This window comes from Roseateles microcysteis (assembly GCF_036880965.1).
In the GTDB taxonomy this organism is placed as follows: Bacteria; Pseudomonadota; Gammaproteobacteria; order Burkholderiales; family Burkholderiaceae_C; genus JAUASW01.
This window is the reverse complement of the sequence record NZ_JBAJMV010000007.1, coordinates 319,085-331,136: the sequence shown is the minus strand read 5'-3', so window position 1 is coordinate 331,136 and position 12,052 is coordinate 319,085. Positions and strand designations below refer to the sequence as shown.

Genomic DNA, 12,052 nt, shown 5'->3' with positions numbered 1-12,052 from the left:
CTTACCAGGCCTCGTCCAGCTCAGCGCGCGCCTGGCCAATCACCGAACGCGCCGCGCTGAGGGCCAGCAGCGCCATCACGCCAGCCACCGCCAGGTCGGGCCAGGCGCTGCCAGTGCCGAACACGCCCAGCGCCGCAGCCATCACGACCAAGTTGCCGATGGCGTCGTTGCGCGTGCACAGCCATACCGAGCGCATGTTGGCGTCGCCCTCGCGCCAGGCGTAGAGCATCCAGGCCACGGCGAGGTTGGCCATCAGCGCCAACGTGCCGATCACGCCCATGGTGAGAGGCTCCGGCACGTCGCCCTGCCAGAACGACCAGGCCGCGCGGCCCAGCACGAAGAGGCCGAATGCACCCATGCTGAGCCCCTTGATCAGCGCCGAGCCGGCGCGCCAACGCAGGGACAAGCCCATCACCGCCAGTGCGATGCCGTAGTTGGCCGCGTCGCCAAAGAAGTCCACCGAGTCGGCCAGCAGCGAGACCGAGCGCGAACTCCATCCGCCCAGCAGCTCGACGAAGAACATTGCCAGGTTGATTACCAAGGCCGCCCAGAGCACGCGCCTGTAGCGCGGCGAGTCGGCGACTGAGAGGTGGGCGTGATGATGACCATGGTCGTGATCGTGGGAGCAGGCGTCGCTCATGGTTCCTGGCTTTGCTTCGTTGCGAATGTCGGCATTGGAAAGCCTGTAGCAACTCCAGAGTCAAGCGATACTGACCAGACCCTGCAGGAGTGCATCCATGCGCATAGGCGAACTGAGCCAGGCCACCGGCGTCGACATCGAAACTATCCGCTTCTACGAGAAGAGCGGCCTGCTGCAGGCGCCGACGCGCGAAGCCAATGGCTACCGCGACTATGGCCAGCCGCAACTCGAGCGCCTGGCCTTCATCAGGCACTGCCGGGCCCTGGACATGAGCCTGGCCGACGTCGGGCTGCTGCTGGCCGCACTCGATGACGGTGCCGCACAGACGCTGGCGGCCGTGGACGGCCTCGTCGATGCGCAGTTGGCCAAGGTGCGCGCCCGCCTGGCCAGCATGAAGGCGCTTGAAAGGCAGCTGGCCGCCTTGAAGGCCCGCTGCGATTCAGACCATGCCCACCATGGCTGTGGCGTGCTGGAAGAGCTGGTCGCTGCCGCGCATGGCGAAGCTTGCGCTTGCCATGAACCGCCGCTTCAGGCGAGCCCCCGGATCAGCAAGGCTAGAAAGGCCAGGCTGTAGATCGCCGTGAAGCCGATCAGCCAGCCGCGCCTGGGCAGGGCCAGGGCTGCCAGCGGCAGCAATTGCTCGGCATGGATGCCCAGGAAGTGCGCCGGTCGCAAGTCGCCGCCGCCCAGGGCCCAGCCCAGCAGTGGCAGGCTGGCGCCGCCGCTTGGTGGCTGTTGATTGCCAAGCAGGATGCCCACACCGGCGCCGAACACAAAGGTCAGCAGCAGGCCGAGCAGCATGGCCAGTCGATGCACTGGCGCCTGCTGCGAGTCCGGGTGGCGCCAGAGCTGCCAGGCCAGCATCGGCTGGGTGGCTGTCAGCAAGAGCGCGCCCAGGCCCATCAGTGTGTACATCACGCCGTGCCAGAGGTCGCCAACGTTGTAGTGCGAGGCCTGCCCCAGCGCCGCCTGCAGGGTGATGTAGACGAACTCGAAGCCGCCGCTGGCGATCAGCAGCCAGACGATGCGGCGCACCGCCAGGCCCTGGCGGCTTGCCGCTGGCAGATGACCGACGAACCAGGCGGTGGTGAAGGCCAGCAGGGCAATCGAGAGGGCGAACTTGATCGGTTTGATCCAGATGTTGGCGCCGCGCAGCATGCGATCGTCCAGGCCCCAGGCGATGGCCATCGGCAGGATGAGGGCGAGCAGCAGCGCACCGAAGAGGGCCAGGCGTCGCTCGCGGTGCAGCAACTCCTGCCAGAGGCTCGAGATGGCCGAGGACTCCGCCAGGCCAGCCGCTTGCATGATCGATGGATTGAGCTTGTGGTTCATGTGCCTTGTTCCTCAAAGAGCCATCGCCTGTGCCGGGCGCTGACGCCAGAACTTGCGCAACAGGGCGAATGCCAGCAGCCCGGCCGGGCCGAACAGGAAGGTCAGCGCCAGCAAGGGCAGCACCAGCCAGTGCGGCAGGCCCAAGGCGCCCGCATGCTCGGCGATCCAGCTGCCGACAAACAGGTCGAAAGCCAGGTAATGCAGCCAACCGGCCACCAGCAAGGCGGGCTGGGCCAGCAGGCGCTGCACGGCAGCCATCGAGTCGTAGCCGCCGTCGCCCATGCCATTGCTGGCGAACAGCGCTACATAGGCCACCGCCAGCAGCAGCGGCACGACGCGCCCGGCATAGCGGCGCACGGCCGGTGCCCAAGGCCTGCCCGCGGGCGACAGCGCCAGGGCCAGCCAGCCGGACATGGCCAGGGCGCTGCCGGCGGAGAACAGCGCGTCGGGAGTGATCGGAAGTGGGGGCATGCCGAGTTCCTCGGGTGTTGTGGATCGAGATCTAAACAATGTTCAGATAGATCTTCGCCTATGATCTGAACGCTGTCAAGTTTCAAAAGTCGAGTGCCCTTCCATGAGCAAGCCCGAACCCTCTCGCCAGGCCACGCAGGCGCCGCGCGACGCCTATCACCACGGTGCCTTGCGCGAGGCGCTGATCGCCGCCGCCGAGACCGTGCTGGCCGAGCGTGGGCTCGAGGGCTTCTCGCTGCGCGAGGTGGCGCGCCGCTCGGGCGTGTCGCCGGCGGCGCCGGCCCATCATTTCGGCGATGCACAGGGGCTGCTGGTCGCCGTGGCGACCCTGGCCTTCGATGGCCTGAGCGCGGCACTGAAGGCGGGCGACCAGCGCGGTGGCCCGGACCCGGTGGCGCAGCTGCGCGAGCAGGGCCTGGGCTATGTGGATTTCGCGCTCCAGCATCCCGGCCGCTTCGGGCTGATGTTCCGCTGCGAAGGCTACAAGGACGAAGCCCTGGAGCGCAGCGGCCGGGCAGCCTTCGGCGTGCTGGAGGATGGCATGCGTCGTCTGTATGGCCTGCCCGCGGGCGCCAACCTGTCGCCGCAGCAGTTCCAGGCCTTGCTGATGGTTTGGTCGGTCGTGCATGGCTTTGCCCATCTGGCGCTGGCCGGGCAGTTCGACGACCTGCTGCCGGCCAGCGAACGGGCAGCCAGCCTGAGGGCGACACTGGCCGGCATGCTGGAGTTGCAGCTCCAGGCGCTGCGCCCCGCGCCCCGCCGCAAGCCTTCGCCCGCGAAATAGTGCGCGCATAGCGCCCGCCAAAAGAGGGATGCGGCGCTCATTGCCGAGTGGCGCGCGAATGCTGCGGTTAGAGTCCGCCCGGTCGCAATCTGCCGGCAGCCGTGCCGCATTAACGCTGTCAATGCGCGTCTGCTCACTCATCTCCGTCAGGGAACGCATCGTGCTCGGTCAGCCGCTGGCATTCAGCGTGCGCGATGCCGGCCGCTTGCTGCTGCTGGCCCGTGGCCAGGTCATCGCCGACGATGAACAGCTCGAGGCCCTGCTCAAGAGAGGCGCCGTGGTCGAGGTGGAGGAGCTCGCCGCAGCCATCCAGCCAACCCGCCGTCTGGACCCCGAACAGCGCCTGGCCCGCTTGCCTGCCGAGTGGGAGCGGGTCGGCCATGATGTGCGCCTGGCCCTGGGCGCCGCACCTGCGCAGATGGCGGCTGCGGTCCATGGCAGCACCGACCTCCTGCTTTCACTGATCGACGCTTCGCCCGAGGTGGCCTTGTCGCAGATCGTGCGCCAGAGCGAAGGCCACTACGGCGTGCGCCACTCCATCCAGGCGGCCACCGCCTGCCATGCCGCAGCGCGGCTGCTGGGCTGGAGCCCGACCGAGCAGCGCCGCGCCTTCCAGGCCGCCCTGACGATGAACGTCGGCATGCTCGACCTGCAGGCCAAGCTGGCCACGCAGGTCTCGCCGCTGACCGCAATGCAGCGCGAGGCGATCAACGAGCATCCGCTGCGCAGTGCCGAGATGCTGGCCGAGGCCGGCATCGATGACCAGGATTGGCTGGTCGCCATCCGGCAGCACCATGAGCTGCCCGATGGTTCGGGCTATCCGCACAAGCTCAGGGAGGTCGAACCGCTGGCCGAGCTCTTGCGCTATGCCGATATCTACACCGCTCGCCTGAGCAGCCGTGCCAACCGGCCGGCCATGAGTGCCATGCAGGCCGGCCGCGAGCTGCACCAGATGGCTGCTGCCAGCCCCTTGGCGGCAGCCTTGATCAAGTCATTCGGCATCTTTCCGCCCGGCAGCATCGTGCGCCTGGCGTCGGGCGAGATCGGCCTCGTGGTGCGCAATGGCGACAAGGCACATTGCCCCCAGGTGGCCACGCTGACCGATGCGATGGGCGAGCCGCGCATGAGCCCGCTCCTGCGCGACTGCGCCCGCGATGCCTATGCGGTGGCCGCGCTCCTGCCGCTGCAGGCACTGCCGATGCGGCTGACCGACGAGAAGATCGCCAGCCTCATTGGCGCGGGCTGAAGCCGGCGGTCAACGCAGCGGGCGCGGCACTTCCAGGCGGCTGCTGCCGGAGCCGAAGCCAGGCCAAGCCACAATGGAAAAGGCCCGCGCGATGCGGGCCTTTCGAGGCTGTCAGCAGAGCTGCGCCGAGCGGTGCCGGCGCGGCAGGCCTCAGGCCTTGTCGCTGCTGCCCTGCGCTGATTTGCGCTTGCGGGTGACGGCGCCCATCATGCCAAGGGCCGCGAACATCAGTGCGTAGGTGGCGGGTTCGGGCACGTAGATGTCGGCGGTTCTCAGGGTGCCCATGGTCATCGCGTTGACGCTGAGGTTCCAGCCCATGGCGTCGAAGGCTGCCATATCCAGGCCCGTCACTTCGCCCATCTGGCCGTAGCAGAAGGTCGGGTCCATGATGCCCAGCTGGCCGGTGCAGCCGACCGTGTCCTTGAAGTGCGAAGCTTGCTTGCCGTCGCCGTTGTACCGGCCGGTGGACATGGTGTTGCCGAACAGGGCTGTGGCGCCGCCGTCGATCGAGAAGTACTTGGTGCCGCCGGTGTGGAAGTCCAGCGTGCCGGGAGCGCTGTAGCGGAACATGTCCAACGCGCTGAAGATCGACGTGTCGTTCAGGTCGTAGCCCAGCAAGCCGCGGCCAGGGCCAGCTCCATAGCTGTAGACGTCAAAGAGGTCGACACCGGAAACAAAGCCGAGTGCATGGCCGATTTCATGGATCGCCACGCCCAGGAAGTCCATGGTGCCGGCGGTGATGCCGTCATACGGGTCGTAGTCGAAGGCGAAGGCGCTGCTGAAGGTCACCGAACCGTCAAGGGCGGTTGGGTCCGCCACCGAACCGCCGAGCGCCTTGATCAGCGAGGTGTTGGCATACAGCACCCGCGAAGCTGTTTGGGTGCCGTCCAGCAACTGCGAGGTCAAGGCGCTGTTGTTCTGGTTGGCTGCACTGACCGTGCCCTGGGTGATGCCGCTGACACCGCCGGTCGTGAGGGTCGGCAGGATGGCATTCTGGTCGATGTAGGAGCTGCTCTTGGTCGCGTTGACCAGCGACTCCCAGGTGGCAACGCTGAGGTCCTGGCGGGTGCTGCCGGTCGAACCGATGATGCCGGCACCCAACGTACCGAACTTCACGCCCAGGTTGATCGTCGCGGAGTTGGTGAACATGTTGCCCCAGAACTGGGCCGCGAGCTTGAAGTCCTTCTCGGCGACCGAGCCGGTCACGCCGCCCAGGTCGACCAAGTTGATCGTGGTGGCGCTGGCGCAGGTGGCGGTGAGCGCCGCAGCGGTGGCGAGGGCGGATTTGATGGCTTTCAGACGCATGACGTTCATCCTGGTTTGGGCAGGAGGACAGATTAGCAGCGCGCACATTTGTGCGGTGCGCATGCTCCCCCGTGTTCGCGGGGCAGGAAAACCAGGATAGGGATTTACCGCTTTCTAGCGGGTGCCAGGCACGACCTGACCCTCGCCATAGTAGAGATCGACAAAGGGTTGCAGGTGCCTTCTATAGGGCGCCGCGACGTTCAGGCCATCACGGTTGATGGGCTTGCGCACCTGCAAGGCGCTGGCTGTCAGCACCACCCGATCCGTCGTGTGCGAGCGGTGTACGGCCGACTCTTCCTCCAGCCCGCAATGTGCAAGCAAGGTCCGGGTCCAGGTTTCCGGCGCTTCGACGAACTCTGCATAGGGCACCACCAGCAGGCGCTCGCCCAGGCGGGCCTTCCAGAAGGCCAGCAAGGCATCCTCGATCTGGAAATGGTGGGCGATGTCGGCCAGGTCGTAGCTCCAGCCGACGCCATGGATGAAGAAGGTGCGCAGGCAGGACCAGGCGCTGTCCAGCGGGTCGCGGCGCATCCAGATCAGCGGCGCATCCGGCAGCGCCGTGGCTACCAGGCCGAAGAATCGGCCGGCGTCGATGGTCTTGTCGACGATGCGTCCGTTCGGGCCAAAGCGTTCCTCCAGCAGATGCAGATAGAGCTGGGCCAGTGCATCGGGCGAGCCACCCTTGGCAAAGTAGCTCTCCAGCGCTTCACCGGAAACGCCGCCCGCCTGTACCGCCAGATGCTGAACGATGTTCAGCTCGGCGCCGTCGGCCACCTCGCTGTGGCTGGCCAGGATGTGCTCGATCAGCGTTGTGCCCGAGCGCGGCAGGCCGGTGACGAAGATCGGTCGGCTGGTGTTGCGCTGCTTCCGGGCATTGAACCTTTCGATCATGCCGTCGGGATAGCCGCTCATTGCCGACGTGGCAATGTTCTTGTTGCCGGTGCGGCTGTAGGGCGTCTCCTGTTTCAGGAGCTTGGCACCGCGGTCGTAGGCGGCGAAGGCCGCGTCCGGGTCCTTGCGGTCGACATGCAGCTTGCCCAAGGCATAGAAATAGCGGGCCAGGTCGGCCGGACCCTGCTTCTCAGCCGCTGGTCCGTCGGCCAGCAACTGCTCGCCCAGCGGATCATTGGCAAGGTTGACCGCGGAAACCAGCGTCAGCCATGCGGGGCCCCAACCCGGGCGGTACTTGACGGCAGTCTCGAGCCGTTCTCGCGCCTCTTCGACGCGGCCCAAGGTCATTGCGACATTGCCCAGCACATAGGCATGGCCTGCGCGGTCGGGCACGTCGGCCGGAAGCTTGGCGATGCAGTCGTAGGCCTCGCGCATGCGCCCGGTCTGGGTCAACAGCACCACCTTGGAATAGAGCGCCTGCGGCGAGCTGCCGACGGCTGCGATAAAGCTGTCCATGGCGCGATGGGCCAGCGTGTACTCGCCGCTGATGCGCATCAGCTCGCAGACCGAGCGCCACTGCTGGCCGAGCGGCGCGCGCTGGTCCAGCAGCTTCTGTACGGCAGCGTTGGTCGAAGCGCGATCATGAGCCGCGAGCGCGCGCTTGAGCTCTTCCAGCAGGGGCGTCCAGGGGGAGGTTGCCATTCAGTTCTTTTTTGCTGTTCAGAGCTTGAAGTCGTAATCGATCGTCAGCGGCGCATGGTCGCTGAACTTCTGCTCCTTGTAGATCGCGCAGCGCTTGGCAAGGGCGGCGAGCGCGGGCGTGGCGAAGTGGTAGTCCAGCCGCCAGCCCACGTTGTTCGCGTAGGCCTGGCCGCGGTTGCTCCACCAGGTGTAGCAATCGTCCGTCGTGTCGGGCTCCAGCTGGCGATAGACGTCCACCAGGCCCCCCTCGCCGAACAGCTGGGTCAGCCAGGCGCGCTCCTCGGGCAGGAAGCCGGAGTTCTTCTGATTGCTGCGCCAGTTCTTCAGGTCGGCCTGCTGGTGGGCGATGTTGATGTCGCCGACGAGGATGAACTCGCGCTCAGCCTTCAGGGCCATCAGGTGCGGGTACATCAGGGCCAGAAAGCGGAACTTGGCTTGCTGGCGGTCCTCGCCGCTGCTGCCGCTGGGGAAGTAGCAGGAGATGAGGCTGAGCTTGCGGCCGGGCTTGTCGAAGCGCTTCTCGACCCAGCGCCCTTCGGCGTCGAACTCGGGCGAGCCGAAGCCGATGATCAGCTCGCTGGGCTCGTCACTGGTGTACAGGCCCACACCCGAGTAGCCCTTCTTCTCGGCGTAATGGAAGTGGCCCTGCAGCTTGCCGATGCTGTCGAACTGGCCGTCGACCACATCGGCCTGGGCCTTGACCTCTTGCACGCCAATGGCGTCGGCCCGCTGGGACGGGGCCCAGTCGAAGAAGCCCTTGGTCGAGGCAGAGCGGATGCCGTTCAGGTTGGCGGTGATCAGTTTCATCGGTGCGACTCAAGCGTTGCTGCGCGCGCATTGTGGCAGCGCTGTCCAGCCCCTGTTGCGCGACCGGCACAGCGCTTGAAACAGCCGGCCTTCCGAGGTGACGAGACCAGAGCGCAAGCGCTAGATTCGTCGGGTTTCGTTTGTATCCCCAAGGAGTACCTCATGCAGCATCCCCGCAAGCCTCAAGCACTGAACTTGGCCATCGGCCTGGCCCTGACGGCCTGGCCTCTCTCTGCCGCCCTGGCCCAGGAGGCAAAACCGGCCGAGAAAAACCAGCTCGAGACCGTGGTGATCACCGCCGAGCGCCGGGTCGAGAACATCAAGGACGTGCCCAATGCTGTCTCGACGCTCAGCGGCGAGAAGCTGGAAGTGCTGGCCTCTGGCGGGGAGGACCTGCGCTTCCTGTCCGGCCGCGTGCCCAGCCTGAACATCGAATCGTCCTATGGCCGCGCCTTCCCGCGCTTCTACATTCGCGGCTACGGCAACACCGACTTCCGCCTGAATGCGTCGCAGCCGGTCTCGCTGATCTACGACGACGTGGTGCAGGAAAACCCCATCCTGAAGGGCTTCCCGGTCTTCGACCTGCGCGCGGTCGAGGTGGTGGCCGGCCCGCAGGGGACGCTGTTTGGGCGCAACACGCCTGCCGGCGTGGTCAAGTTCGACTCGGTCCTGCCCTCCAAGAAGCAGGATGGCTATCTCAGCGCGTCTTATGGTTCGCATGGCAGCACCAGCGTCGAAGGCGCATTCAATCTGCCCCTGGGGGGCGATTGGGCGGCGCGCATTTCGGCCCAGGTTCAGCACCGCGACAACTGGGTCAAGAACCAGGTACCCAATGCCGTCACGCCTGAAACCGAAGGTTTTGACGACCGCGCCGTGCGCATCCAGGCGCTCTATGCGCCCAGCAAGGATTTCAGCGTCCTGTTCAACATCCACAACCGCGAGCTCGATGGCAGCCCGCGCATGTTCCGTGCCAGCATCATCAAGCCCGGCACGAATGAGCTGGTGGACGGCTTTGATCCCGCCAAGATGTATATCGACGGCAAGAACGAGCAACGCCTGCATGCCACCGGCGGCAGCATCAAGCTCAAGCTCAATCTGGGCGACGTGACGCTGCATTCGATCAGCGCCATCGAGACCGTCCAGCCGTTCAGCCGCGCCGATGTGGACGGTGGCTACAACGTGCACCTGGGCCCGAACTTCCAGTTGCCGCCCTATGCCAAGGAAGGCGACGTGTTTTTCCCGGTCGAGACATCTGATGCGCTGACGGACCACCGCCAGCTGACCCAGGAGTTCCGTCTCGAGTCCAACGGTCGCGGCCCGCTGCGCTGGCAGGGCGGCGTGTACCTGTTCGACGAGCGCTACACGATGGACCAGATCGACTACTTCGTGCCGCTGCCCGACGGTCGCGTCCTGACGAGCCAGACCAACCGGGCCTATGCCGTGTTCGGCTCGGTCAACTACGACGTGACGGCCGACTTCAAGCTGCGAGCCGGCCTGCGCTACACGCAGGACAAGAAGTCGCTCGCGATCCTGGCCGGCGCGGTGAACGCCACGGCCGGCACCAGTGCAAAGACCGATGACAACAAGGTCAACTGGGACCTGTCAGGCACATATGCCCTGGACAAGCAGACCAATCTGTACGCCCGCGCTGCCACCGGCTTCCGCGCCGCTTCGATTTATCCGGCCAGTGCCTTCGGTCCGCAAAGTCAGGCCCGTCCGGAGAACGTGCTGTCCATGGAATTCGGTGTCAAGAGCGACTTCTGGGAGCGGCGCGCCCGCCTGTCGGCCAGCGCGTTCTCGTACCGCGTCAAGGACCAGCAGCTGACCGCCGTGGGTTCGACCAGCAACACCAACACGCTGCTGAATGCCAGCAAGGCCACGGGCCAGGGCTTCGAGGTGAACCTGGACCTGCTGCCCACCGATCAGCTGATGCTCACCCTGGGCGCCAGCTACAACGACACGAAGCTGAAGGATGCCAGCCTGTACGACGTGCGGGCCGGCAGCGGTGCCGTGCCCATCGGCACGGCGGACTCGCAGGGCCGCTACAGCCTCTACAACAACCCGATGCCCAACGCGCCCAAGTGGATTGCCAACGTGACCGCCCGCTACAGCATCCCGATGTCGGACGGCAGCGAGTACTTCGTCTATACCGACTGGGCCTATCGCTCCAAGATCAACTTCTTCCTGATGCGATCGGTCGAATTCGTCGGCAAGCCGCTGCTCGAAGGCGGGCTGCGCGTCGGCTACAACTGGGACAACGGCAAGTATGAAGTCGCCGCCTTCGGCCGCAACATCACGAACAAGGTCGTGGTCAACGGAGCGATCGCCTTCAACAACCTGACGGGCTTCATCAACGAGCCGCGGAGCTACGGCGTGCAGTTCAAGGCGCTGTTCTGAGCCCGGGTTCCGCCCGCTGAATTGGCCCGCCCCCGCCGGGGCGGGCTTTTTTTCTGCGGCCCGGCCTTCTGCCTACAATGCGCCGACCCCATTCGTGCCCGCCTTGCAATGACTGCTGCCGCCTCCGCCTCGCTCGCCCAGGAATTTGTCGCCTTCGCGGTGGACGCCGGCGTGCTGCGTTTCGGCGAGTTCAAGACCAAGGCCGGCCGCCTGAGCCCCTACTTCTTCAATGCCGGCCTGTTCGACGACGGCGCCAAGCTGGCCCGCCTGGCCGAGTTCTATGCGAAGACGCTGCTGGCCTCGGGTCTGCAGTTCGACATGATCTTCGGCCCCGCCTACAAGGGCATCACGCTGGCGGCAGCCGTGTCCATCGAGCTGGCGCGCCTCGGCCACAACAAACCCTTTGCCTACAACCGCAAGGAAGCCAAGGACCACGGCGAAGGCGGCACGCTTGTCGGCGCCAAGGTGGCGGGCCGCGTTCTCATCATCGACGACGTGATCTCGGCCGGCACCTCGGTGCGCGAGTCCATCGCCATGATCTCCGCCGCTGGCGCCACGCCCTGCGGCGTGACCATCGCGCTGGACCGCCAGGAAAAGGCGGCCGAGAACGGCGTCGACATGGAGTGGAGCGCCGTGCAATACGTCACCAAGAACCTGAACCTGCCGGTGGTGGCCATCGCCGCCCTGGCCGACCTGCTCGACTATCTCCGCAATACCAGCAACCCGGCTGTGCAGTCGCATGCCGCGGCCGTGCTGGCCTACCGCCAACGCTACGGGGTCTGATGCGCCATTTGCCCGCTCTCCTGCCGCTGGTCGCCCTCGCTGTTGCGCTGCCCTGCGCCCATGCGCAGGCGCCCGCCGGGGGTGGCAAGGCCATCTACACCTGCACCACGCCAGACGGCCGCAAGCTGACCGGCGACCGCCCGATTGCTGAATGCATGACCCGCGAGCAGCGCGTGCTCAATGCCGACGGCTCGCTGCGCAGTGTGCTGCCACCCACGCTCTCGCTGGAAGAGCGGGCTGCCAAGGAAGAGCAGGACCGCAAGCTGGCGGTCGAGCGCTCGGCCCAGGCCGACGCGGTGCGGCGTGACCGCAACCTAAAATTGCGCTTTCCCAACGAGGCTGCACACAAGCGCGCCCGCGACGCCGCGCTGGACGACGTGAGAACCGCCATGCGCACCTCGGAGCGCCGGCTGCAGGACCTGGCCACCGACCGCAAGCCGCTGACCGACGAGGCCGAGTTCTACGTCGGCAAGCCCCTGCCGCCCAAGCTCAAGCAACAGCTCGATGCCAACGACGCTGCGGCCGAAGCGCAGCGCGTCCTGATCGAGAACCAGAAGGCCGAGCTGGTGCGCGTCAACAAGCTCTACGACCAGGAATTGGCGCGTCTCAAGCGCCTGTGGGCCGGCGCGCCGCTTGGCAGCATTCCTTCCGCCTCGGCCGCGTCGAACTGAGACCGCGGGGCTCAAGAAGAAGG

12 protein-coding genes are annotated in these 12,052 nt (G+C 66.3%); 6 read left to right on the top strand and 6 right to left on the bottom strand.

What is annotated here, in order from left to right:
* Nucleotide 1: 1 nt before the first annotated feature.
* Entirely contained in the window at nucleotides 2-640 is a 639-nt protein-coding gene (locus V3596_RS20165; RefSeq protein WP_334279628.1) for a cation diffusion facilitator family transporter, read from the bottom strand.
* Nucleotides 641-737: 97 nt separating this feature from the next.
* Here V3596_RS20165 and V3596_RS20160 point away from each other — a divergent pair, with 97 nt between their 5' ends.
* Complete coding sequence (locus tag V3596_RS20160) at nucleotides 738-1,214, top strand: Cd(II)/Pb(II)-responsive transcriptional regulator (RefSeq protein WP_334279627.1); 477 nt, start codon at nucleotides 738-740, stop codon at nucleotides 1,212-1,214.
* Here V3596_RS20160 and V3596_RS20155 read toward each other — a convergent pair.
* Nucleotides 1,169-1,972, bottom strand: coding sequence for a hypothetical protein (locus V3596_RS20155; protein WP_334279626.1), 804 nt, complete (start codon nucleotides 1,970-1,972; stop codon nucleotides 1,169-1,171). The two genes, V3596_RS20160 and V3596_RS20155, sit on opposite strands and share 46 nt — an antisense overlap.
* Before the next feature lie 12 nt (nucleotides 1,973-1,984).
* Nucleotides 1,985-2,443, bottom strand: coding sequence for an ABA4-like family protein (locus tag V3596_RS20150; protein ID WP_334279625.1), 459 nt, complete (start codon nucleotides 2,441-2,443; stop codon nucleotides 1,985-1,987).
* Nucleotides 2,444-2,546: 103 nt separating this feature from the next.
* On the opposite strand from V3596_RS20150, the gene V3596_RS20145 reads away from it, so the two are divergent.
* The gene (locus tag V3596_RS20145) at nucleotides 2,547-3,227 is read left to right on the top strand and encodes a TetR/AcrR family transcriptional regulator (RefSeq protein WP_334279624.1); all 681 of its coding nucleotides are present in this window, start codon (nucleotides 2,547-2,549) and stop codon (nucleotides 3,225-3,227) included.
* 121 nt (nucleotides 3,228-3,348) lie between these two features.
* Nucleotides 3,349-4,473: an HD-GYP domain-containing protein gene (locus V3596_RS20140; RefSeq protein WP_334279623.1), complete on the top strand. Its 1,125-nt coding sequence runs from the start codon at nucleotides 3,349-3,351 to the stop codon at nucleotides 4,471-4,473.
* A gap of 150 nt (nucleotides 4,474-4,623) precedes the next feature.
* Here V3596_RS20140 and V3596_RS20135 read toward each other — a convergent pair whose 3' ends face one another.
* From V3596_RS20135 to V3596_RS20125, 3 genes are all read right to left on the bottom strand, one after another.
* Nucleotides 4,624-5,778: an NF038122 family metalloprotease gene (locus tag V3596_RS20135; RefSeq protein ID WP_334279622.1), complete on the bottom strand. Its 1,155-nt coding sequence runs from the start codon at nucleotides 5,776-5,778 to the stop codon at nucleotides 4,624-4,626.
* A 114-nt stretch (nucleotides 5,779-5,892) separates the two neighbouring features.
* Nucleotides 5,893-7,371, bottom strand: a complete 1,479-nt coding sequence (locus V3596_RS20130; protein ID WP_334279621.1) for a tetratricopeptide repeat-containing sulfotransferase family protein — start codon at nucleotides 7,369-7,371, stop codon at nucleotides 5,893-5,895.
* An 18-nt stretch (nucleotides 7,372-7,389) separates the two neighbouring features.
* Nucleotides 7,390-8,178, bottom strand: coding sequence for an exodeoxyribonuclease III (locus V3596_RS20125; protein WP_334279620.1), 789 nt, complete (start codon nucleotides 8,176-8,178; stop codon nucleotides 7,390-7,392).
* A 162-nt stretch (nucleotides 8,179-8,340) separates the two neighbouring features.
* On the opposite strand from V3596_RS20125, the gene V3596_RS20120 reads away from it, so the two are divergent.
* The 3 genes from V3596_RS20120 to V3596_RS20110 all read left to right on the top strand — a co-directional run bounded on the left by V3596_RS20120 (nucleotide 8,341) and on the right by V3596_RS20110 (nucleotide 12,029).
* The gene (locus V3596_RS20120; protein WP_334279619.1) at nucleotides 8,341-10,575 is read left to right on the top strand and encodes a TonB-dependent receptor; all 2,235 of its coding nucleotides are present in this window, start codon (nucleotides 8,341-8,343) and stop codon (nucleotides 10,573-10,575) included.
* A 108-nt stretch (nucleotides 10,576-10,683) separates the two neighbouring features.
* Complete coding sequence (gene pyrE, locus V3596_RS20115) at nucleotides 10,684-11,358, top strand: orotate phosphoribosyltransferase (protein ID WP_334279618.1); 675 nt, start codon at nucleotides 10,684-10,686, stop codon at nucleotides 11,356-11,358.
* A complete protein-coding gene (locus V3596_RS20110) occupies nucleotides 11,358-12,029 on the top strand; it encodes a hypothetical protein (RefSeq protein WP_334279617.1) in 672 nt (223 codons plus the stop codon). The genes pyrE and V3596_RS20110 overlap by 1 nt, the downstream gene beginning before the upstream one ends.
* Nucleotides 12,030-12,052: the final 23 nt, after the last annotated feature.